Source organism: Streptosporangium becharense (assembly GCF_014204985.1).
Classification (GTDB): domain Bacteria; phylum Actinomycetota; class Actinomycetes; order Streptosporangiales; family Streptosporangiaceae; genus Streptosporangium; species Streptosporangium becharense.
Genome location: NZ_JACHMP010000001.1, coordinates 5,852,752 through 5,875,270, shown reverse-complemented (window position 1 = coordinate 5,875,270; position 22,519 = coordinate 5,852,752). Strand labels below are relative to the sequence as shown.

The window sequence follows — 22,519 nt, the reverse complement described above, 5'->3', positions numbered from 1 at the left end:
CCACCACCATGCGCCAAGAAGATCAGGCCCCTTCTCTATGAGTTCTCTGTGAGAGCAAAGGGGTGTGATGTGAAAACGACACCGTTCGTCCTGAGTTTGGGCACGGCCGCCGTCCTGTTCTCCGGGCTGCTGGCCGGGCCCGCTCAGGCGTCGGTCACCGACGGGTCCGCGGCTCAGGTCAGGGTGAGCGTGGGCAACGTCAAGGCCGGACCGGCCCGCTACTCGGGCGCCTGCCCCACCACGGTCGGCTTCTCCGCCAGCCTGGTGGCGCGCGGCTCCGGCACGGTGCGCTACCGCTGGGTCCGCAGTGACGGCACCCGTAGCGCCGTCAAGACCGTCACGGTCAAGGGCACCCGCAAACTCCTCGTCCGCGACCGGCAGACCTTCGACTGGGAGGCCCGCGGCTGGCAGGCCGTGGAGATCATCGGCAGGAAGGGCCTGTCCCGCAAGGCCCACTTCACCGTCGGCTGCGCCGGCAGCGAACCCATCGTCTACGACGGCAGCCACCCGCTGCCGGCCACCCCACCGGCCCGACCGCACACCCCGCAGTCCCCCCAGACCCCACAGGGCGGAGGCGGCGGACCGCACACCCCCACCGAGCCGATCCGCGCCGCCGCCTCGGTCACCGCGCATCCGGCGACCTACAAGGGCCAGTGCCCGGCCACCGGGCAGCCGGTCCGCTTCAACGGGCTCATCCAGGTCTCCCAGCTGCCCGCCCGGGTCGGCTACCAGTGGATCGACAGCACCGGCGGTGAGGGCCCCATCCAGCAGCTGGACTTCCCGGCCAACGGCCCGCGCAGCCGCCCGGTCGTCGTCACCCACCCGGTCAAGGCCACCTCCACCGGATGGAAGGCCATCCGGATCGTCAGCCCGTCCGGCATCGACTCGCCGCGGGCGACCTACAGCGTCACCTGCGACGACCCCGGCCCCGACCTGGTGGTGACGCCGGCCGCCGCGGTGGACAGGCCCACCTACACCGGCGCCTGCCCCACGACCCTGACCTTCACCGGCACGATCGCCGTCAACCGGGTCCCGGCCGAGGTGAGGTACCAGTGGCTCGACAGCGAGGGCGGCGCCGGCCCGGTCAACACGCTGTCCTTCACCGGCGCCCCGGGGGCCAAGGACGTCGTGCCGCACACCCTGACGGTCCGGGGCGACCGTGAGGTGCCCGTCGTCAAGGGCTCGGGCACCCTCAAGATCATCTCCCCGGTGACGGTCCCGGACACCGCGCAGGCCGCCTTCACCGTCACCTGCGACGAGAAGCCCGATCCGACCGCGACCGCCTCCGACATGAAGGTCGAGCCGGCCAGCTACACCGGCCGGTGCGGTATGCCGCTCGACGTGGCGCAGCACATCCTCACCGCGCGGATCACGGTCACCAAGCCGATGACCGTGAAGTACCGGTGGGTCACGCACCGGGGTCCCGTGCAGGCCGAGTACTCCATGACGTTCGACGCCCCCGGCAGCAAGACCGCCAAGATCCATTCGTTCTACAGCGAGAACAATCCGAACGGCTGGGCACGGCTGGAGATCGTCGACCCCGCCGGCGGCGGCCGGAGCGAGACCGCGACGTTCACCACGGTCTGCGTGGGCCCGGCGATCATCCGCGTGACCGGCACCCAGAAGGACAAGTGCGAGGTCGAGCGACCCGCCGCGTTCGAGCTCGGCGCGGAGATCACCATGTCCGACGGTCCGGCCTCCGTCGGCTACCGGTGGTACCGCAAGAGCAACCTGACCAGGGACCAGTGGCTGCCGATCGGGGAGTCGCAGACCATCTCGTTCGCCGCCGGGAAACAGACGGAGAAGATCTCCGCCCCGTACGGCACGAGCCGGTCGGAGACCGGCCACTTCAAGCTGGAGCTCGAATCACCCCACAAGGGATACGGGACGACCGCCTTCTCCGTCACCTGCCCCCCGGCGCCCAGGTGATCCGCCACCCGTAACGTCCGAGAACCGACCGGGCGGTGCACCTGACACAGGTGTACCGCCCTTTGTCGTATGACTTGGCACAAATGTAGTACACCTACTACATTCGTTCACATGAGTACTGCGGTAAGCGTCCGCGGGCTGCGGATGAACTACGGCGCGGCCGAGGTGCTGCGCGGCGTCGACCTCGACATCCGGCGCGGGGAGATCTTCACGCTGCTCGGTCCCAACGGTGCGGGGAAGCCGACTAGCAAGTTAAGGCACTAAGTGTGTCCTGATCGTTATCAGTTTCCGCAGGTCACGCCGCTTCGACTAAGCCTTTGCCACGCGATCACCCGTACATCTTTCCCCTGGCCTGCTCATCCCGTCTGCCGTCGTCCCGCCCGTAGGGGTAGCGGGCCGGTGCCAGGGCGCCAAAGTGGAGCGCCCTACCGGACGAACGACTTTGGCGCCCTGGTGCCGGTCTGCTACGGCTTGTTCCGGGACGACGGCAGACGGGATGAGCAGGCCCTACCTCAGCCACCATCAAACCTGCGCGCTGCACACTTTGCCCCATCCCGGAGCCGGAGTACCCCCGCCGGAGGCGTTTTCTCCAACCAAGTCTTCCCGCAGCGATGATCAGGACGGACGGTCACTCTTACGTAGCGTTCATCTCGGTGGATCAATGAACCAACTAGTCTGGTGGGCAATTCACGACGGTGAAAGGGCGCACCATGCATGGGAGCACCACACTGGGCAAACGCCTCCGGACGCTGCGACTGGAGCGTGGTTATAGCCAGCAAGAGCTGGCTAATCGGGCTGGACTGAGCGTCGATCTCCTCTCCCTGCTGGAACGTGATGTCAGGGAGTCCATGTCCTGGGCATCCATGGTGAAGTTGGCGCGGGCGCTAGACGTCGATCCAGGCGTTATCGCTGGTAAAAAGCCAGCCTTAGAACGAGTGCCTGGCGCTGCGGTGCTCACTGTCCGAGATGCTGTGCTTAATCCCAGCTTGCTGGGGATTCATCCCGATCATGACAGGGAACCCGCTGCTGCCTCTGACCTATGGCCACTGCTTGAACGTGCTTACGGCGCTTACTTCGGTGGGGAGTTCGGCGTACTAGCCGCTGACCTCCCAAACCTGATCAACGAAGCTCGCCTACTACATGCCACTGATCCCCAAGCAGGTGCGCCGACGCTAGCGCATGCGTGGCAGTTGGCCGCCTGCCTTCTCGTGCACACCGGACGTGACGACGCTGCGGCCATTGCTGCTGAGCGCGCCATCAACACAGCGAAAGACGGCGATGATCGCTATCGACTGGCGACTCTGTACGGAACGTACTCCTGGGTGATGTTGCATCAGGGACGACTTCACGAAGCGGAGCAACTGGCCGTAACGGCAGCCGAAGAGATCGAACCGTCCATGTCGAAGTCCCCGCCGCAGCAAATCACCGCCTGGGGAGGCTTGATCCTAAATGCTGCGGTTGCTTCGGGAGGGCGGGCGGACGGTGACCGCGCAGAGGAGTATCTCCGTATCGCTTCGGCGGGGGCCGTCCGCGTAGGCGCCGACCGCCATGATTACTGGGTGTCCTTCGGGCCGTCACACGTGGCAGTTCAGACCACACACATCATGACGGCGCTCAACAAGCCTGATCGGGCGCTCAAGGCGGCAGCGCAGGTGAACCGGAACGTCCTGTTCAAAGTCCAGTACGGGCGGCACCTACTCAACGAGTCCCGCGCTCTACTTGACCGTAGACGCACGGAACAGGCCATTGAAGTAGCAGCCCATGCTCATGACATTTCGCCTGAATGGTTCCGCCACCAAGGATTCGCTCAGACGCTAACGGCTGACATCGCAGAGCGTAAAGCGCGGCTTTCGGGGCCTTTGAGAACTCTGGTCCAGGCGTTCCAAGATTAGATAGCTCCCTACCCGTACACGGTGTACGGGTAGGGAGATCAGTACGGGCAATCTCCGAATGCTTGTCCGTGGTAGATGAGTGGTGCTTTCTCTAGCGTCTAATGCATGGCATTCAGGGACACGAGCGATCTGCACTACTGGGACGCAGACGACGACGAACCCTTGCGTCGCCTGCGTGCCTGTTTCCTGCGCTGGCGCATCTGGCGGGGGAAGGACGAACACTTGCAGCCTGTCGGCTGGTACGCCGCGCGTCGAGAGACGGTCTCTGACGAGGCGATTACGCAGGGCTTGCAGCAGAGCGTAGACGCTTCCAGCGCTGAGGAATTGGCGGTCCTGCTGAATGAGCAGGACCAGCTCTACCAGAGATTCCGCGCAGCTTCAGAGCAGTAGCGACGGTAGATGAGCCTGACACTCGTTTTCCCTGGTGAGGTCAAGATTAAGACCTGTAGTTAGGCGGATCTGCCGCAGTGTTCGCCCACTGCGGCAGATCCTTAACCGCACGCTGGAGGTGCGATCCATGGACAACTCTAGAGCCATGCCTGCCGTCGATGAAACGGCGGTGTGGATGCATGACGGGGCGCTGGCGGTCGTGCAGCGGCTCCTGAATGAGCGGGGTATCCGGGCCTGGCTTCAGCACACGCTCAAGCTCGAACTGCGGGCCGACCGGGAGGCGGACTACGCATGGCCGGACGCGCCGCCGCTGCGGATACATCTGGAGCGGTACGCGCCGGAGCTGGTCGTCACGGGGGCGGCGGGTGCGCGGGAGGCCACGATCGTCGTCGGGCCGGATGCGGCCTTCTACCTGGTGTTGCTGCGCTGCGGCTCCCTGCACACGGTCGAGAGCCAACATCCGGAACAGGTCGCGGACCTGATCACGGCGGCGGAGGCGGCATAGATGGGGCCGCATCGGCAGCACCCGAGAGGTGCGGTGCCCGTGCAGGACTCGGCGGCGCTGGGGGCGGCGCGACGGCTGGGGGAGGCCCTGGCACGGTACGGGATCGCGGTCATCGTCAAGGGGGAGCGTGACCTGGCGGTGGTGTCGGTCTGCGAGGGCCTGACCGTGTGGTGCAACGGGGAACGGTTCTGGTGGCAGGCCGGATGGGACCCGCAGCGCCGATGCCTGGTGAACGCCTCGCAGGAGGTCAGTGCGCTGGATCGGGCCGCCGGGCGGATCGCTGAGCACTACGCGACTTTTCGGCAACGCCCCTCCGGCTGCGGGGGGCAGGTGTGAGAGGGACGACGGGTCAGGAGGTGGCGGTCCGGATCGCGGACAGAGTGGTTCTCGCGCGGCCTGCGGCGGAACTGCGGGCCGGTGACGGGCTGCTGCTTCGGCGGGATGAGGGCATGCCGTTCGGGCTCGTGGTGCTGCGGGCGGAGAACTGGCGGCCGGAGGGTGACCCTGCGGTCTTGGTGTGGTCGCGCGTCGTGGAGCTGCATGCGCCGTCCGGTAGGGAGGGCGTGTACTCCATCGCCCTGTGCTGTGAGGTCATGGCGGCCGGTTCGCTGGCCGTGACGGTGCTCAGTGACGCCCTGGTGGTGACGGACCCCCGATCCCCTCTGTGAGGCGCTGGGGCGTCACTGGTTGAGCGGCACGGCGGCGCACTCTTCCCCGTATGCGTCGCCGTGTCTGGCCGGGAAGGTTCGGCGCGGGCCTTCCCGGCCTTCGCGTGCCGCGCGTATCGGTGAGTGCTGGTCAGATGAGAAAAGGGCCGTGCTGACGAACTTGGGCGCCGATGTGCGCGCTGGGTACAGCGCCACCGCTTTACGGGGAGAGCGGGTTACGGGAGCGTAGGCGGCCGGCGCCAATGCGAAGCACCCCAAAGGGGCCGCGTAGCGGTTGGGGCCTGCGGCCGGAGCGCCCCGATACGGGGAGAGCAAGTTTCGCTTGTCCTATCTCGCCTCATCTTCTTGCCGCGTCTTCTTGAGGGTCCATATAGTCTCGATCACGCGATTTCGATTACTTCTCTTCGGGAGGCTTAGTGACCCTGCCTGAGCAAGTGGACGAGATGCCGCCGGATGTCAGAACGGCGCGGCGGCTGATGTGGGTGCAGATCGTGATAGCGGTGGTGGGGTTTCTGCTCCTGGTCCTGCTCGTCTTCTTCGCCGGAGGGTTTGCCGCCGAAGGCATCTCCGTAACTACGGATGTACCTACGTCCTTCTATGCCGGGGTGGCGTTCATCATGCTGATGGGCGTACTCGCGGCGAACCTTGCCACACGTAAGAAGTGGATTCGCAATCTCGCTGCGGTGCTTGAGGCCCTGCTGATTCTGAATCAGATCTACCTCTGGATCACTGCGGGGCTGACGATTCTGTCCCTGTTCGACTTCCTTCTCGCCGTGGTCGTGATTACCCAGCTCTATGGTCGGCACGCGCGGCGCTGGTTCGATCGGTAGAGGGGCGGGCGGCGGCGCGTACCCGGTGCGGTGGGATCGGTCGGTAGGGCGGGTGGCTGGTGCGGCGGGCGGCGTGGTCCGCGCGGGCGTGCCGGGCGGGCGCGGGCCGGGACCGGCCGTCAGGCCGCATGCCCGGTCCCGATGGCCGCCCGGCGCGAACGGGCGTGCCGCGCCGGGCGGCGGCGCGGAGCGCTGCCGCCTTGATACCTATAAGAACAATTCGGCAATGCATCGGATTCGGTTTACGGGCTGCTCCGATTCCGGATTAAAGATGTGCTTGGTAAGTGTGTGATTTGAGGAACTTTGCGGGGCTTTCGGCCGTTGGTCGGGTACAAGTTATCCGGAACGACGGAAGGGGCCATCGTTGGCTTTGCAGGGTCCGATCCCTGTGTCTCATCATCTGGTGTTCCCCCACGGCTGCTACGTCGTGGGTGAGGTTACCCCGGTGCTCGATTTCGAGGCGAGTACCCAAGACAGGCCGGTTCCCGCCCGTGATAAGGCGACGGGCGAACTGATGTGGTCGGTGCCGGTAATGGACGCCGACCCTTCGGTCAAGGCTGCGGCCAAGTCGGTTGCGGTCAAAGTCATCTCTCCTGTCGAGCCGGTGATTCCTCCGGCTCCTCCCGCGATGGCGGGTTTGCCGTTCGTCCCGGTGGAATTCGAGGGGCTGACGGTCACGCCCTGAGTCAACGGGCAGAACCGCATGGCGTATTCGTATAAGGCGCGCGGGTTGCGCGGGGTGACCTTGCCTGACAATGCGGCGGGTCAGGGTGCTCGGGGCGCCGATGGGGTGAAGCGGGGTAACCCGCTGGCGTAGTCGGTAGGAAGGCCGCCGGAGAACTATCCGGCGGCCTTTACCGCATCCCCGTTCTTCATTCTTTCGTGGCCGCTTCGGGGCGCTTGTGCGTGCGGCCGTTTCACGAACCGTTCATTCGGGGTCATCGGAAAGGGTGGCTGAGTTCGTGCTGCGCAAACTTCCGGGGGCGGAGGTACAGGGGGTCGTCTCGACGACTCCGGATACGGCGGTGGTCTTCGCGCCGACCGTGGTCAAGACGCCTGCGATCGTCGTCATCGTCGTATGGCTGTGGCGGCTGGTCGTGGGCCTGGGCAGGGCGGTGTGGCGGCATCCGGTCGTCTGCGCGCTGGCCGGAGGTACGGCGGCGCTGGTCGTGCTGCTGGGCTGGCGGGATGCGCTGGTCGTCTGGGGCGGGCTGGTGTGCGCGGTCTCGTCGTGGGCGGGTCTGTGGCCGGAGGCGGGGATGCGCTGGCTGGTCTGGCCCGCGCTGAGCTGGTGGCGCTGGGTGTGGGTGTATCGGCGCAAGTGGCGCTCCGTGGTGGCGGTCGCCGGGCTGGTGCGGGTGGTGCGGGGACGCGGGTATGCCCCTGACCTGGTGCGGGTGGTCTCTGACCGGTGGGTGGATCGGGTCACCGTCCGCATGCTGGACGGGCAGGACGATACCGAGTACGCCGAACGGTCGCCGGGTCTCGCGCATGGCTTCGGCGCGGTGAACTGCCGGGTCTCCTCGCTCCGGCCGGGCTGGGTGACGTTGACCTTCCCCCGGCGGGATGCGCTGGTGCGGGTGGTGCCCGCACGCCCGTTTCCTCGGCGTCCGGACGTGGCGACGGTGGATGTCGGGATGGATGAGCGGGGGCGCCCGTACCGGCTGAAGGTGCATGGGACACATGTGCTGATCGCGGGGGCGACGGGGGCCGGTAAGGGCTCGTGGCTGTGGTCGGTGGTGCGCGGGCTGCTGCCTGCGGCCGGTGAGGGTCTGGTGGAGCTGTGGGCGTTGGACCCCAAGCTCATGGAGCTGTCTTTCGGGCTGGAGCTGTTCGATCGGTACGCGGGCACGCCGGAGGACTGCGCGGAGCTGCTGGAAGCGGCGGTGGCGGTGATGCAGGAGCGGGCGGGCCGGTATGCGGGGGTGCGGCGCAGCCACGAGCCGTCCACGCAAGACCCGTTCATTCTCGTCATCGTCGATGAGGTGGCGTTCCTGACCGCCTATCAGCGGGACCGGGATCTCAAGGTGCGGATCATGGCGGCGTTGGCGACGCTGACCACGCAGGGCCGCGCGGTCGGGGTGGGTGTCCTGGCCGCACTCCAGGACCCGCGCAAAGACGTACTGAGCATCCGCAACCTGTTTCCCGACCGGATCGCGCTACGGCTGGATGAGGCCGAACAGGTGGACATGGTCCTCGGGGATGGGGCGCGGGATCGGGGCGCGCTGGCTGATCAGATCCCGCGTGACCCGTCTGACCCCAGCGTCGGGGCGGGGGTGGCGTATGTGCGGCTGGAGAACGCGCCGGAGCCGGTGCGGGTGCGGGCGGCGTACGTCTCGGATGCCGATATCCGGCAGATGGTCCTGCGGTACTCGGTCGTGAGTGAGGCGGTGTGATGACGCTCTACGTGGTGTTGTACGGGCTGAGCTGCGCGTCCTGCGGGGTGGATGACCGGCTCTGGCAAGACGTGATCCGGGGAGTGGTCGAGTGCCGGGCCTGCGGGGAGCGGGCCGTGGTGGGCGCAGACATCGGCGGCGAACCGTCCGACCTCGACGGCGAAGGACTCGACCTCGACGGGTTCGATCTCGACGGCGAAGGGTTCGATCTCGACGCGGAGATGTTCGACGGCGCGGAGTTCGACCTCGACGCGGGGGAGTTCGACGGTGACCCCGGCTGCGGGCGGGGGTGGCTTGGCCGCTGAGGTTGAGCAGCGGGGGCCGCGTGTCCTGCGGGAGGCGCGGCTTTTGGCCCGGCAGGTCGCCGAACAGGTCGCGACCGAGCATGGGGTGTGTATCCGGCCGGTGCCGTACTGGCGGACGGATGTACGCACGGGGCGGCGTGAGGTGGTGGCCGTGCCGTGCGGGGCGACGCTGGAAAGCGCGTGTCCGCCGTGCGCGCGGCGGACCCGTCAGATACGGATGGCGCAGTGCCGGGAGGGCTGGCATCTGGAGGCCGAACCGGTCGCCTCGGCGGTGAAGGCGAACGAGGAACAGCGGTGGCTGATCGAGTTCCGGGCCGACCTGCAAGCCCAGCGGGACGAGGCGGAGCACGCGGGTGAGGCTGCGGCGGTGGCGGATCTGGACGCGGCGATTACCGATGTGGACGCTGAGATCATCACGGCGGGGATGTCCGGGAGCGTGGCGGGCCGGACGGGCGGGCCGCGTACCCGCTCGACGCGGCGGCGGCAGGACGCGCCGGATCTGCCTCGGCGGGTGATGCGGGACACGACGCTCGGGCGCACATTCGCCTCCCCGGACGGGAAGGTGTTCCGGCCGTCGATGTTCCTCACGCTCACCTTGCCGTCGTATGGGCGGGTGCGCAACGGGGTCCCGGTCGACCCGGACAGCTACGACTACCGGCGGGCGGCACGGGACGCGCTGCACTTCTCCAAGCTGATCGATCGGTTCGTGCAGAACCTTCGCCGGGTGGCGGGGTTCGACGTGCAGTACTTCGCCACGGTGGAGCCACAGAAGCGGCTGGCGCCGCACCTGCACATGGCGATTCGGGGCACGCTGCCCCGTGCGGAGCTGCGACAGGTCGTGGCGGCGACGTATCACCAGGTGTGGTGGCCCGCGGCCGATGAGGTCCGCTTCGACGGGGAGCATCTGCCGGTGTGGTCGGAGGACACAGGTTACGTCGATCCGGTCTCCGGGGCGGTGCTGCCGACCTGGGATGAGGCTCTTGACCGGCTGGATGCGGACGCGGACGCGGAGCCGCTGCATGTGGTGCGGTTCGGGGCTCAGCTCGACGTTCAAGGGGTGTTGGCGGGTACGCCGGATGCTGACCAGCGGGTTCGGTACCTGGCGAAGTATCTGACCAAGAGCCTGGGTGATCCGGTCGGGGACGGCGCCGATGATGTGGCGCGGCGGGATCACGTGGGGCGGCTGGTGGCGGCGCTGCGGTGGGAGCCGTGCGCGCCGACGTGCGCGAACTGGCTGCGGTACGGAGTACAGCCGAAGGGCGCCAAGCAGGGGTTGCTGCCGGGGCGGTGCCGGAGCAAGGCGCATCGGGCGGCGCACTTGGGTTATGCCGGGCGGCGGGTGCTGGTGTCGCGCAAGTGGTCGGGCAAGACCATGGGGGAGCACAAGGCCGACCGGCGGGCGTGGGCGCTGGCGGCGCTCGGGATGCAAGCGGAGCAGCAGAGCGACCGGCACCGGTATGTGTGGCGGCGGGCGTCGGCGAGTGATCCGGATGTGCCGTCACGCGGGCTGTTGCTGCTGCGGATGGTGGCGGAGCGGCGGCGCTGGCGGGCGGAGCTGGAGCGGGTGAGGGCACGGGCCGATGGGGTGGCGCTGGATGTTCCGGCAGTCACCTTGCCGGGGCAAGCGTGCTCTCTGGGCGAAGTCACACTCTTCTAGCTTTCGGGAGGTAGCTCTACGGTGCTCATGACCTTCGCGGTATGGCTCGGTCTCGCTGGGGTGATCGTCGCCCTGATCCGGCGGGAGTTCCGTCACCAGATCTACATTCAGCGGGCACAGGCGCAGCGGTATACGCCGTGGCCGGTGGAGCGGTACGTGGTCGGTGCCACCCTGAACGAGGGCTGGCGCATCGAGGCGCGGACGGTCACGACGACGTGGCCTCAGGTCGCGCGGTGGGCGGAGCAGCGCTCAAGCAGTCCGGCGGTGGCGGAGGCGTATGTGATCCGGCGTGACCCGTGGTGGCGGGTGACCACGTGGACGTGGCAGGACGGGCGGCAGGTCCGCAGGGTCTCGGGGAGCGAGTACGCGCGGGAGGTGGCGCGATGAGTGGTCCTCTGGCGGCGCTGGCGATCGTGACGGTGGCCTTCGTGGTCGTGGCGTCGGTGGTCGAGTGGTGGCGGGATCGGTCGTGGATGTCGTCACAGGAGCGGCAGGTCAAGCGGACGTGGGCGGATCAGGCGCGGCGGGTGAGGGAGGCCCGGTGGCCGGACTACTACCGGTAGGCGGAGTGGGAAAGTGAGTCCGCGAGCGCAGACGGCCTGCGCGGCGGTTCGACGCTCGGGGGTGGTGGCGCGCGGTGGGCGGGCTGCGCCCGGCAGCTCAGCTCTCGGCGGTGGTGATGCGCGCTGGGAGGGCGTGCCGAAGGCTCCGACTATGCCTGTCTGGGGGTGCGGGGCCTGTGCTGGTGTGCGGCGGCGGGCCGGTGCGGACCCCTGGGCGGGTGGGCGGGCCGATGACGGGAGGTGGCACAGAACGACCGGGGTCGGTGATCTTGGGCAGGGGGACAGTAGGGAGACGAGACAGGACAACCGCCGCAAGTCACGCGCCCGTAGCGCCACGGGTAGTAAGCCGGTAGCGGCGGAGACGTCGGAGTATGCGGAGTTCATCCGCGAGATGGTGAGTGGCTGGCCTCCGCTGTCGGAACGGCAGCGTGATCGGCTGGCGCTGCTGCTGCGCACCACGCGATAACGTCAAGGGCCGCCCCTGCTGATTCGTGCTCAGCGGGGGCGGCTTCGTCGTGGGGCAGAATCAGAGGTTCGGAACGATCGTCACGCGCTGGTGGATCGGTGCCCGCTTCCCCCGCCCGACAGGCCACAGAGTGATCGTGACCAGCATCCGGATAATCTCGCGCTTACGACCTCGCGTGAGCTGGTTCCATGTCCGGGCCGCGTCGTCGGAGATCACAAACTCCTGTAGCGGATGCTCCGACGACGCGGCCGTGATCTGGGTGTTGATCTCCCTGCGTCGCTTGTCGATCTCGGCTTGCGCGACCTCCGCCACGGTGAGACTCAGCGTCTTCCGGGCCAGTGACAGACCGATCTCCTTCTCCTGGGCGTCCAACAGGGTGAGTTCTTCGCGTAGGGCGGTCACGTCCACGCTGGCATGCTGCGGCAACAGATCGGCAATGTCCTCACGCGACAGGCGCGCGATCATGACCTGCTGTACGAACTCATCCGCTGCCTCGGCGGGGGTCGAACAATGCCCGTTGTCCCTGCACTGGTAAGTGAGCAAACCTTGGGAGTTCCTGCGAACGATCGCGGTAACCGGGCTGCCGTCCTGATTGCGGTCTCCGGCCTGCTTGCAGAAACCGCACTCATAGATCAGGCTGCCCAACCACTTGGGCGTGTTGCCTGGGCTGGTCTTGCGCGTCGGGTCAGCGAACAAGGTGATCAGTGCTTGGCGCTCATCCTCGGTGATGATCGGCGGATAGACGTTGCGCGCTACGATCTCCCCCCGGTAGACCGAGTGTCCGGCCGTGCGGGGGTGGGTCAGGATCTGCTGCACGGTCTTGGAATTCCACCCGCCGTGTTTGACCTGCTCACCGCCTCTGCGCACTATGCGACCGTCCTTCTGAGCCACGGTGAGTACCTTCCGGTCGGCAAGATCAGCCAATACCTGGTTCATGGATACTCCGGCGAGTATGTCTCTCTTCCATCGCCGGATCTCCTCGGCCTCTTCTTGGTTGTGCTGGCCCATGTCCAGTACCGGGACGTCCCGGTACTCGCGCAGTTCGGGCGACTCCTTGGGGTTGATGCACACGCGGCGGGTACGGCCGGTGTCCACTCCCCATCCGTACGGGCGCACGCCTCCACCGTAAGTGCCGGTGCGGGCCTGCCGCCTGCGAGCAAGCGCCACCCGTTCCCCTCGGTGCTCGCTCTCCTCCTGCGCGGTCACCGTGTCGCGTAACAGGTCGGCACGGCCGGATGCCCTTGTCAGCCGGTACTCCCCGCCCCGCTTCACTGAGAACAGGCGAACTCCGTACTCAAGGGCAACCTTGATGAAACGGTTCGCCTCCTCGACGTTGCGGTGTAGCCGGTTGGCGTGCCAGATGATGATCACGGCAATGATGCCCGCGCGGATGTCGTCGATCATCCGGTCATAGTCGGGACGGTCGGCGAACGTGCCGTCAGGGCGCGCCTTGGCCGAACGGTCGTTATCGGTGTAGCTCGCCTGCACCGGGAAACCGATCTCCTCGCCGAACTCCTCGTTCTCGCTGTGCTGACTGTCGGCTCCGAGTGCTGCCCCGGTCCTGTCCTGGCTGATCCGGGCGTAATCGACGGTGAGCTTCACGCTTCCTCCCGTTTTGGCTGATCAGTGGATATATCCCTCAATTTAGTAGTCGGGAAGACCACCACGATCGAGATCCTGGAGGGTTTCCGGAACCGCTCGGCGGGCGAGGTGAGCGTGCTCGGGGCCGACCCCGAACGGGCCGGTGAGTCCTGGCGGGCGAAGCTGGGCATCGTCCTGCAGAGCTGGCGCGACCATCCCCGGTGGAGCGCCCGCGAGCTGCTCGCCCACATCGGCTCCTTCTACGACGACCCCCGCGACCCCGACGAGCTGCTGGCCGCACTCGGCCTGACCGCCCAGGCCGCGCAGCGGGTCAGCCGTCTGTCGGGCGGTCAGCGCCGGCGGCTGGACGTGGCGCTGGGCATCGTCGGCCGCCCCGAGCTGCTGTTCCTGGACGAGCCGACCACCGGGTTCGACCCGGAGGCCCGGCGCGAGTTCCACCTGCTGGTCCAAAGGCTCGCGGCGGAGGAGGGCATCACGATCCTGCTCACCACCCACGACCTCGCCGAGGCCGAGAAGCTGGCGCACCGCACCGCGATCCTGATCGCCGGTGAGATCGCCGTCTGCGGCACCCCGGCCGAACTCGCCGCGGCCGTGCGGAGCGAGTCGCACGTGCGCTGGGTGGAGGACGGCGAGGAGCGGGTCCTGCGCACCGCGGACCCCTCGCGGGCGGCCTGGGAGCTGCACCGCAGGTTCGACGGCCCCGTGCCGGGCCTGGAGGTCCGGCGGCCGTCGCTGGAGGAGAGCTATCTGAACCTGATCGGGAGGGCCGCATGAACGCCAAGGCACTGCGCATCGGGCTGCGGCGCGGCTGGTTGGAGCACGCGCACCTCGTCAAGGACCGCCGGGAGCTGATCACCACGCTGGTCGGCACGGTCGGGGTCTTCGTCATGCTGACGGCGTGGATCGGCGACCAGCAGGTGGAGGGCACGAACGTCTCCAGCGGCACATACATGACGATCGGCTTCCTGGCCTTCACCGTCTTCTCCAACGGCCTGATGACGCTGCCGATCGCGATCGCCACCGACCGCGAGGACGGCACCCTCCTGCGGCTGCGGAGCATCCCCGGCGGCGTCCCCGCCTACCTCGTGGGGCGGGCGGTGACCGTCCTGTGCCAGATCGTCGTCCAGGGCACGCTGATCCTGGCCACGGGAGTGGCCCTGGGCAACGTCGCGATGCCCCGCGACTGGGTGACCCTGGCCTGGGTGACGCTGCTGGGCACGCTCGCCGTGGTGCCGCTGGGAGCGGCGATCGGCTGCATGCTCCCCGGCCCGAAGGCCGGGGCGGGGATCCTGGCGCTGCCGACGATGATCCTGATGGTCACCTCGGGGGTCATGCTGCCCGTCACGTTCATGCCGGAGGCCGTGCAGTGGGTCTCCCAGGCGTTCCCGCTCTACTGGCAGGGCCTGGGCCTGCGGGCCGCCTTCCTGCCCGACACCATGCTCGCCGCCGAGATCGGCGGCAGCTGGCGGCTGCCGTGGGCCGCAGCGGCGCTGACGGCGTGGACGGTGGCCGGGACGCTGCTGGTGCCCTGGCTGATCCGCCGGGTCACCCGCCGCGAGTCGGGCTCGCGCCTCGCCGAGCGCCAACTGGCCGCGCAGGGGATCTGAGTGCTGGGAGACTACTGGGATGCCCGCGGAAGACGTGTACAACCGGATCTCGGTGCTGAGGGCCGAACGGGGGATCTCGCGCAAGGATCTGGCGGCCGCCCTGGGCGTCCACTACCAGACCATCGGCTACCTGGAGCGGGGCGAGTACAGCCCGAGCCTCTTCCTCGCCCTGCGCATCGCCGAGTACTTCGACGTGCCGCTGGAAGTCGTGTTCTCGCTCAGGCCGTTCCCGCGGCTGGGCAGCGGTAGGACGGGGTGAAAGCCGTGAGGGGTTGGAAGACACGCTGGCGCCGGAGCCAGCTGGAGGCCATGCAACGCGACTACCTTCCCGGCTGGTACGCCACCCGGGCCCGCAGGCGGCTGCTCGCCGGGGCGGTGGCCTTCGCGCTGGCGACCTTCTGGGTGAACGCCGTCGTCACCTGGGTCACGCCGGGCGCCGGGGCCGGCTGGGCCGACGGCGGGGCCAGCTGGGCCGACGTCGTCCTGTGGGCGGCCATCCTGGTGGTCTACCTGCCCTCGGTGACGCTGCTCAACGTCGCCACCCGCGGCGTCACCGCCCTGGCCGAGCGCGACCTGGACGAGCGCCAGGTGAGTGAGCGCCTGCGGGCCGTCGGCATCACCCACCGCATCATGACGGGGATCCTGGTCGCCCTGTTCGCCGCGACGCTCGCCGTGAGCCTCTACCACGGACGCGGTTACTCCGTCCCCGGAGTGGCGCTGCTCATGCTGGCGATCGCGCTGTTCATGACGCACTTCGTGCTGCCGCTCATCGTCTCCGGCTGGCGGCTGCCCGATCCGCCGCCGGACGACGACTGAGCCCGTCCCGGTGGGCTGAGCCCGGCGCGAGGGCCCCGGGCTCGGACGCCGGTGCGCACCGCTTCCCCACCCGGTCCGCTCCGCGGTGGGAGCCGACCGGGTGGGCGCCTGCGGGCTTCCCCATGGATCGAGGGAAGCCCGCAGAACCCCCGGCTTCAGCCGGTGATCTGGACGGTGCCGTCCACGAACGACGAGACGCCGTCCCGCTGGTTGTCGTAGACCAGCTCACCGTTCTTGCGCCAGACCTTCACCCCGAGCTGGTCGTAGCCGGTCTTTGCGGCATCGATGGCCGTGACCTCGAACGTGACCTCGACGACGCCGTCGAGCAGCACTCCTTCTCCGCGTAGGAACGCCGTGCCGTCCGCGGCGGCGAGCACCGTGTACGACTGGCCGCGCAGCCTGAGACCGGGGACGTCGTATTCCACCTCGCCCGTCGGCCCGTAGTCCGGCAGCACGTACGCGGCTGCGATGGTGAAGGTCGCCGTGCCCGCCGTGTCGCAGGCGGTGTTCAGCCGGCAGGAGCCGGCCGGTGAGGCCACCTTCCCCTCGGCGAACAGCGTGCCGGTCGTGTTGTAGACGGTCACGTACGCCTTCTTCCCGCCGACGGTGTCGGTGGTGATGGTGCCGCCGTCGTCGTCGGTGACCGTCACCGAGATCGGATAGCGGCCAGCCTTGGTGAAGGTGTGCGTGTGGGCGACCGTGCCCACGCCGTCGTGCTCGGCCAGGGCCCCGGTCATCCGCTGGTCGCCGATGGTCCAGGTGGCGGTGTGGGTGTCGGCGACGCCCTCGTCGGTGAAGGTCGCCTTCAGCGGCACCGCGGCGCCCACGGCCACGATCGTTTCGGCGGTCGCCGGCTCCTTCAGCACCGCCTGGGGTGCCTTGTTGATGATCTTCACCGTCAGCTTGGCCGTTCCGGTGGCGCCCTTGTCGTCGGTGACCTTCACCGTGACGGTGCGCTCACCGTCGTCGGTGGCGACGAGTTCCACCGGCAGTTTCCCGCCGTCCACGGGCACGGCCCTCGGCCCCGAACCGTCGCCGTAGTCGACGGTCGCGCTCCAGGCGGTGGAGTCGGGATCGGTGACGACCGCGTCGGTACGCCAGGTGCTTCCCTCCGCGAGGGCGGAGGGTCCGTCCAGTTCCACCCTGGGCGCCTGGTTGGGCGTCTGCCCTGGAACGACGGTGGCGGTGAAGACCGCCGAGGTCTGCAGGCCGCCGTCGTCGCGCACGGTCACGATGACCGGGTACGTCCCGGCGGTGGCCCACCGGTGCTCCAGGGTGATCTCCTGCCCGGCCGGGGTCACCGGCTGAGGGCCGGCGCCGTCGCCGTAGTCGACGGTCGCCGTCCAGGACGTGGAGCCGGGGTCGGTGAAGGACACCACCCGGTTGAGCGTCTCGTTCACGGTCAGCTCGACGTCCGGGCCCGCGGTCACGACGGGAGCGGTGTTGGACCCCGCCTCCTCGATGACGTAGGACACCGTGGCATCGTAGGCCCAAGTTATGTCGCCCTTGCTGTCGGTCACCCCCAGCAGGGCCTCTCCCGTGAACGGGGCTTCGAAGGTCCTGGTCGCGGTGATGATACCGCCGCCGCCGGCGGGGTTCGGCGCCACCTGAACCTCGACACCGGGTCCGTCACCCCATTCGATCACCGCGGTGTGGGTGTCGGTGATGTCGGCGTCGGTGTACTCGTAGCGCAGGGTGAACGGCCGGCCCACGGTGCCCCGGGTGGGGCCGGGCAGGAACTTGATCACCGGCTTGGCGTTGCGCTCGATTCCCCGGCCGGTGAGGGTCACCACATGCGACGGTTCGGTGCCCTCGGTGGTGAAGGTGAGCTTCCCGCTCGCCGGTCCCACCTGAGTCGGCGCGAACATCACCTTCACGGTGCACCCGGTCCCGGGCTCGAGCTTCTCATCCCCTCTCGGACAGTCGTTGATCTGACGGAAAGGACTCTCGGTGGCGACGGCCTTGACGGGCATCGCCTTGTCCCCGCGGTTGGTCAGCGTCACCTCGACCTCGTGACTGGTCTCATCGACACGGACGGGGTCGGCCCAGCTGATCGCGGTGCGGTTCAGCGCGTGACGGACCGTGGCGGTGGCCTCCGCGGCGTTGTTGTCGGGCTCGGGGTCGACCACCTCCGTGCTGGCCGCCGTCGCCCTGGCCTTGAGCACCGTGCCCTCGGCCGCGTCGGCCGGGACGGTGGCGGTCACCTCGACGGTGGCGCTCCAGCCCGGCTCCAGGACCTCGGCCACGTTGCGGAACCCGCCGTTGATCGCGGTGCAGACGCCCCGCCAGGTCTCACAGGCCGCGCCGGTGACCTCCTGCGGAACGAGCACGTCCAGCCGGACGTCGGTCGCGGCGTGCTCGCCCTTGTTGGTCACCGTGGCCGTCCAGGTCACCTTCGACCCCGGACCCGGCTCGGCGACCGAGACCGTGTGCTTGACCTCCAGGTCCGCCCGGGCGGGGGTGGGGGTCAGCAGAAGCGCCCGCCCGGTCTGGACGAACCCGGCCTGTGCGGCCGACCGGTCGCGGACGAAGCCCCGCACCAGGATCTGGCCCGAGGAGTTGAGGTCCAGCACCTCCCCGACGCCCACGCACGGCTGGGTCGTCTTCTGGGCGTCCCCCGGGCACCACGGCCGTGACAGCACGCCCGACAGCTGGTGCTTCACACCGTCGACCCACAGCACCGGCGGCTTCAGCACGTTGCGGAGATCCCCCGGGTCGGAACCGGCGATCACCCCGTGGTCGTTGACCGCGGTCGCCTCACCGGCGCCCAGATCGGTCGGCTCACCGTCCTTCCACACATATGCGTGCTTGGTCGTCGTGCCTTCGTAGCGGCCGCACCGCAGGGTGCCGACCACCAGGCCGGCGTCGTTGACGTCGGAGGCCCGGCCGCCCGTCTCGACGCACCCCTCGACCGTGCCCGGGAGCTTGGTCAGCACATCGCGGGCATACAGCATCGGACCGGTGTCCCGGATGCTGCCGTCGGAGTTGCGGCTGCGGGCGTAGCCGCCCGCGACCGCGCCGCTGCCGTTGATCCGCGGGAGACGGTTCTGGCTCCACTCGTTGTCGTAGCCGTAACCTCCTCCGGCGTAGTCCGCAGGCAGCGTGACCGTGGCCCCCTGATCCCAGAGCACGCCCCCGGACCTCGTGTAACCGAGCGTCTGGTCGTTGTCGTTCAGGACGACGGCGCTCGAGTTCGACGAGGTGCCCGGCTGCAGGTCGGTGACCGAGCCGTCGGCGCGCCAGACGACGGCGTGCTCGGCGTTGCCACCACCCACCGACGCGTGGGCCCAGCCGACCACCTCCCCGGCCTCGTTGATGCCCGTGGCGGCGGCTTCGCACTTGACCGCGCCGTCGGTGCAGGCCGGCCCGGCCAGCTCGGTGAACGCACCGTCCTGCCAGCGCACCGCGCGCCGCTTGCCGTCCTTGTCGGCCACCGTGGCCGCGACCTGACCGCGGTCGTTCAGCGACTCGGCCTCGGTCCGCGACGCATCCCCGCCGGGCAGCGCGCCGATCTCGGTCACCGTGTAGGTGCCGAACCGGGCCTCCACCGTGTGCGGGCCGTCCATGGTGATGGTCAGCGCACCCGGGCCCCGCTTCTCGCCGTCGACGGTCCAGCCGATCGGGACCCGCCCGGCCTCGGGGGTCGCGGTGAGCTTCACCTCGGTGCCGGCCCGGTATTTGTCCTGCGCCGGGGACGCGGTCACCGACCCGCCCGGCGTGGCCGACAGCTTGAGCTCGAACTCGCGGGTGTCGGGCTTGGCCACCTCCACGATCCCGCGGTCGGTCCGCAGGCCCTTGGCCGTGTCCGCCTTGGTCACCAGGTAGTACCGGTCATCGGCCAGGGCGTCGGTGCGCGCGCCGTAGACGCCGTCACCGGCGGCGCCGTCGCCGCTGGCGCCGTCGTCGTTCAGCGTCAGCTCGACGCGGGCCGAGGCCTGCTCGACCCCGACCAGCCACGCCTGCACCGTCGCGCCGGTGACCGGCTGCCCGCCGTCGGTGACCGCGGCCTTCACCGTCACCCGGCCGTCGTCCGCCGCCTCGGTCTCGGCCGCCACCTTCACCGGGTTGCCGGTGACCCACGCGGCCAGGTCGGCCTTCACCGCCTGCGCGGCCGTGTTGGTCACCTCCAGCGTCCACGCACCCGCCTGCGGGTCAGTGGCGCTCAGCCCCTGGAAGGGCTGCTTGGCCTGGTCGCTGCCCGCCGTGTAGGAGGCGGTCACCTTGCCCGACGGGTCCCGCAGCGCCAGCCCCACCGTCTCGGGCAGCACGCCGGTGACGCCGAACGCCAGGCCCTGCGGCACCTGCAACGGCAGCTTCGCCGTCTGGCCCGGCTCCACCGTCGCCGCCGGTCCGGCGAACACCGACAGCGAGTTCTCCTGTCCCGCGCCGTCAGCGGCCGGAACGGTCGCGCCGGCCTTCCGGTCCGGCTTCGCGGCCGACCGCTCGCCCGTCAGGCCGGGGACGGGGTCGGGGTCGGGGGCGCCGAACGTCAGCGACGCCAGCCGCGGCAGCACGTACTCCTTGAACATGTCCTCGGAGAACGTCATGAACGAGTGAGGCATGACGGCGGAGTGGTGATCGTCCCAACCGGGAAGGGGGAGCAGCGCGCTCCACCACGGAACGACGGTGTCGCCCAGGTGCGGGAACGGGTCCATCATCGTGGTGCAGGGAACCGGCAGCTTCACGCCGACGAGGTTGGAGGCCCGCACGCCCCTCAGGTTCGTGATCCTGTCGTTGAACCCGTTGCGCTTCTCCTCCTCACCGATCATCCAATCCGTGGTGAGCTCGATGACCGCCGGGTACCAGGGGGACAGCCTCTCTATGATCGCTTTCTCCACGAGCATGTCCGCGCACGGGCTGCCCGCGTTCGGCACGCCCATCCCGATCAGGCGGGTCACCGCCGGCTTGTGGTCCGGTGTGCTCGGCATCTTCGTCTGGACGTACTGCCGCGTGATCAGACCACCCATCGAATGGGCCACCACGTTGACGTAGAAGGCACCCGTCTTCTTGCGCACGCCTTCGATGTACGTCGCCAGCTCGTCGACGTTCTGCCACACGCGGTAGCTCTCGTGCAGCGGGTTCCACTTCTCGCCGGTGTCCATCCGGCCCTCCGCCTGGCCGTCGCCGACCGCGAACACGTGGCCCTCCGGATGCCCCAGCTCCTTCATCATCTCGTCGAACTCACCGAAGGTGTCCTCGGCGTCGCTGCGGAAGCCGTGTACCGCCACCACGGGCTTCGGCGTGATGACGATGCCCTCGGTCTCGTCGTCCACCGGCGTGCCGCCGTAGTAGAGCTTCGCGACCACCGCACGGTCCGACTGCGGTTTGGCGATCTTCTCCCAGGCCCAGTCCGTGGTGTCCCAGATCTCACGCGCGGTGACCGTCTCGTGCGGGTCCAGCTCGAGGATCTGCGCTCCCTTGACGATGCTCCGGCCGCTCACCCCGTCGACCAGCCGGACCTCCGCGGTCAGCGGGAAGCCGCTGGGGTTGGTGACCCGGGTGGTGACGCGGACCTTGTTGCCCTCGACCGTTCTGCCCGCGCCGTCCGGCACGGAGGTCCACTCCGTGGAGGGATACCTCTGGGTCTCGACGGTGAGCGCGTCGATGACGGGCCGGGTTCCGAGGTCGATCAGGTATGCCTGGTCCCAGATCGTCTGCTTGCCCAACCGGCCGATGACGGCGATCTCACCGCGGTCGTTGATACCGGTGGCGTACCGGAGGGTCACGTCGTAGCCCGCGGCCCGTGCCAGGTCGGTCAGGTCGACTGCCTGGTTGTCAACGTAGAGGGCGGCTCGTGGCGCGCCGTTGGCGGCCAGATGCACTCCGACGCCCACACCGGCGTTGTTGATCGCACTGACCCTGCCGCCGAAGTCGGTGTGCTGCCTGTGGGCTTCTCCGTCCTCGTCCCAGATCACCGCGATCTCGCCGCCGGCCTCGCTCAGCGCGAAGCCGGCGGTCTCGCCGTTGTCGTTGATGTCGAGGGCTTGGACATGATGACTTTCGAAGTCACCACTCTCGTAGACCAGGGAGTCTCGCGGGAAGGCCAGGGGCTGACCTGGCGTGCTGCGGAAGGCGTCGAAACTGTTACCCCCCCGGTTGATGATGCCGACGGCCGAACCGGAGTTGTTCAGCGCCTTTGCAGTGATCTGACCGGTTTCGGTACCCGGTGGCTGTTTCCCCAGCAGCAGCGTGGAGGCGCCCGCGTCTCGTATCCAGTTACCCCCTGTCATCTGCCCTTTGTCGTTCATGTCTTCTACGGCGTCATAGGCTTCACTCAGCCACCGCACCTCGCCGCCCTGGTAAAGGAAGCGATTGAAGGCGTATTCTTCCCTGCCCCAACCGAGCACGCTGCCGCGGTTGTTGACTATCTGGGCCGCGCTGGAGATTCGCCCCGTGAGGAGCTCATGGATATTGGTGTTCCCCCCGGAGGAGAACAGGGCAGCTCTGGACGGCCTGGCGCTGTCTGTGCCATGACCTATGCTTCCGGCGATCTGGCCCTTGTTGTTGATGTTGCCGAGTGTGCCCTGGGAGGTCTCGAGGTCACCCAGATGGGTGAGCTTGATCTCGGGTACTTCGGCCGTCGTTTTCGCGTCCCGCGATGATGCGGAACCCGCCGCGGCCGTCGCGGGTAAGGGTGCGGCGAGGGAGCCGACCACCGCCGCGAGGGCGAGAGCCGCGACCCGCCGAACGGAGGCGCGGTGGAATGACGTGGTCAAGGAGATTTCTCCGGTACTGAGGCCGCGCACCGGGCACGGCACGGAAATGTGGAGCAGGAATCGGTCCTGAGATCGGGGTCTCTCGATCGCGCGCATTACCGTGACCTGCGCGAAGAGGACAGAAGTGCCGTCTTCGCGAGGTCAGCCGGCTCTTCGGCTACGCATGCGCGCCTTCCC

At 68.5% G+C, this 22,519-nt stretch carries 19 protein-coding genes and 1 pseudogene; 18 read left to right on the top strand and 2 right to left on the bottom strand.

All coding sequences use genetic code 11. The features are described 5' to 3' along the window. Positions 1–69: 69 nt before the first annotated feature. The 14 genes and pseudogenes from F4562_RS25870 (at position 70) to F4562_RS25805 (ending at position 11,135) form a co-directional block, all read left to right on the top strand. On the top strand, positions 70–1,929 hold the full coding sequence (locus F4562_RS25870) for a hypothetical protein (RefSeq protein WP_184544357.1): 1,860 nt from the start codon (positions 70–72) through the stop codon (positions 1,927–1,929). A gap of 111 nt (positions 1,930–2,040) precedes the next feature. Beyond that, positions 2,041–2,178 (top strand): annotated as a pseudogene (locus F4562_RS25865) (ATP-binding cassette domain-containing protein); the annotation flags it as partial. Between the two features lie 461 nt (positions 2,179–2,639). Beyond that, positions 2,640–3,821 (top strand): helix-turn-helix domain-containing protein, encoded by a 1,182-nt coding sequence (locus tag F4562_RS25860; protein WP_184544355.1) that lies wholly within the window; start codon positions 2,640–2,642, stop codon positions 3,819–3,821. A gap of 105 nt (positions 3,822–3,926) precedes the next feature. Next, the gene (locus tag F4562_RS25855; protein ID WP_184544353.1) at positions 3,927–4,211 is read left to right on the top strand and encodes a hypothetical protein; all 285 of its coding nucleotides are present in this window, start codon (positions 3,927–3,929) and stop codon (positions 4,209–4,211) included. Positions 4,212–4,338: 127 nt separating this feature from the next. Beyond that, positions 4,339–4,716, top strand: coding sequence for a hypothetical protein (locus F4562_RS25850; RefSeq protein WP_184544351.1), 378 nt, complete (start codon positions 4,339–4,341; stop codon positions 4,714–4,716). Positions 4,717–4,749: 33 nt separating this feature from the next. Continuing rightward, positions 4,750–5,052, top strand: coding sequence for a hypothetical protein (locus F4562_RS25845; RefSeq protein WP_184544349.1), 303 nt, complete (start codon positions 4,750–4,752; stop codon positions 5,050–5,052). Further along, a complete protein-coding gene (locus tag F4562_RS25840; protein WP_184544347.1) occupies positions 5,049–5,384 on the top strand; it encodes a hypothetical protein in 336 nt (111 codons plus the stop codon). The genes F4562_RS25845 and F4562_RS25840 overlap by 4 nt, the downstream gene beginning before the upstream one ends. Positions 5,385–5,800: 416 nt before the next feature. Further along, positions 5,801–6,214 (top strand): hypothetical protein, encoded by a 414-nt coding sequence (locus F4562_RS25835; RefSeq protein WP_184544345.1) that lies wholly within the window; start codon positions 5,801–5,803, stop codon positions 6,212–6,214. 445 nt (positions 6,215–6,659) lie between these two features. Continuing rightward, the gene (locus F4562_RS25830) at positions 6,660–6,899 is read left to right on the top strand and encodes a hypothetical protein (protein ID WP_184544343.1); all 240 of its coding nucleotides are present in this window, start codon (positions 6,660–6,662) and stop codon (positions 6,897–6,899) included. 265 nt (positions 6,900–7,164) lie between these two features. Continuing rightward, on the top strand, positions 7,165–8,610 hold the full coding sequence (locus F4562_RS25825; RefSeq protein ID WP_311734126.1) for an FtsK/SpoIIIE domain-containing protein: 1,446 nt from the start codon (positions 7,165–7,167) through the stop codon (positions 8,608–8,610). Continuing rightward, positions 8,610–8,915 (top strand): hypothetical protein, encoded by a 306-nt coding sequence (locus F4562_RS25820; RefSeq protein ID WP_184544341.1) that lies wholly within the window; start codon positions 8,610–8,612, stop codon positions 8,913–8,915. Before F4562_RS25825 ends, F4562_RS25820 begins: the two co-directional genes overlap by 1 nt. Further along, on the top strand, positions 8,905–10,572 hold the full coding sequence (locus tag F4562_RS25815; protein ID WP_246473564.1) for a replication initiator: 1,668 nt from the start codon (positions 8,905–8,907) through the stop codon (positions 10,570–10,572). The genes F4562_RS25820 and F4562_RS25815 overlap by 11 nt, the downstream gene beginning before the upstream one ends. A 27-nt stretch (positions 10,573–10,599) precedes the next feature. Beyond that, positions 10,600–10,959 (top strand): hypothetical protein, encoded by a 360-nt coding sequence (locus F4562_RS25810; protein ID WP_184544339.1) that lies wholly within the window; start codon positions 10,600–10,602, stop codon positions 10,957–10,959. Continuing rightward, the gene (locus F4562_RS25805; protein WP_184544337.1) at positions 10,956–11,135 is read left to right on the top strand and encodes a hypothetical protein; all 180 of its coding nucleotides are present in this window, start codon (positions 10,956–10,958) and stop codon (positions 11,133–11,135) included. The genes F4562_RS25810 and F4562_RS25805 overlap by 4 nt, the downstream gene beginning before the upstream one ends. A gap of 526 nt (positions 11,136–11,661) precedes the next feature. On the opposite strand, the gene F4562_RS36450 is transcribed toward F4562_RS25805, so the two are convergent. Next, complete coding sequence (locus F4562_RS36450; RefSeq protein ID WP_184544335.1) at positions 11,662–13,203, bottom strand: recombinase family protein; 1,542 nt, start codon at positions 13,201–13,203, stop codon at positions 11,662–11,664. Positions 13,204–13,227: 24 nt separating this feature from the next. On the opposite strand from F4562_RS36450, the gene F4562_RS25795 reads away from it, so the two are divergent. The 4 genes from F4562_RS25795 to F4562_RS25780 are packed head-to-tail and all read left to right on the top strand — an operon-like array spanning position 13,228 to position 15,626. Beyond that, entirely contained in the window at positions 13,228–13,977 is a 750-nt protein-coding gene (locus F4562_RS25795; protein ID WP_184544333.1) for an ABC transporter ATP-binding protein, read from the top strand. After that, positions 13,974–14,810 carry an ABC transporter permease gene (locus tag F4562_RS25790; RefSeq protein WP_184544331.1) on the top strand — a complete coding sequence of 279 codons (837 nt, stop codon included), beginning with the start codon at positions 13,974–13,976 and terminating at the stop codon, positions 14,808–14,810. Before F4562_RS25795 ends, F4562_RS25790 begins: the two co-directional genes overlap by 4 nt. Positions 14,811–14,829: 19 nt before the next feature. Further along, positions 14,830–15,069, top strand: a complete 240-nt coding sequence (locus tag F4562_RS25785; RefSeq protein ID WP_184544329.1) for a helix-turn-helix transcriptional regulator — start codon at positions 14,830–14,832, stop codon at positions 15,067–15,069. 5 nt (positions 15,070–15,074) lie between these two features. Further along, entirely contained in the window at positions 15,075–15,626 is a 552-nt protein-coding gene (locus F4562_RS25780; protein WP_184544327.1) for a hypothetical protein, read from the top strand. 155 nt (positions 15,627–15,781) lie between these two features. On the opposite strand, the gene F4562_RS25775 is transcribed toward F4562_RS25780, so the two are convergent. Beyond that, entirely contained in the window at positions 15,782–21,874 is a 6,093-nt protein-coding gene (locus F4562_RS25775) for a PKD domain-containing protein (RefSeq protein WP_184544325.1), read from the bottom strand. Positions 21,875–22,519 lie beyond the last annotated feature (645 nt).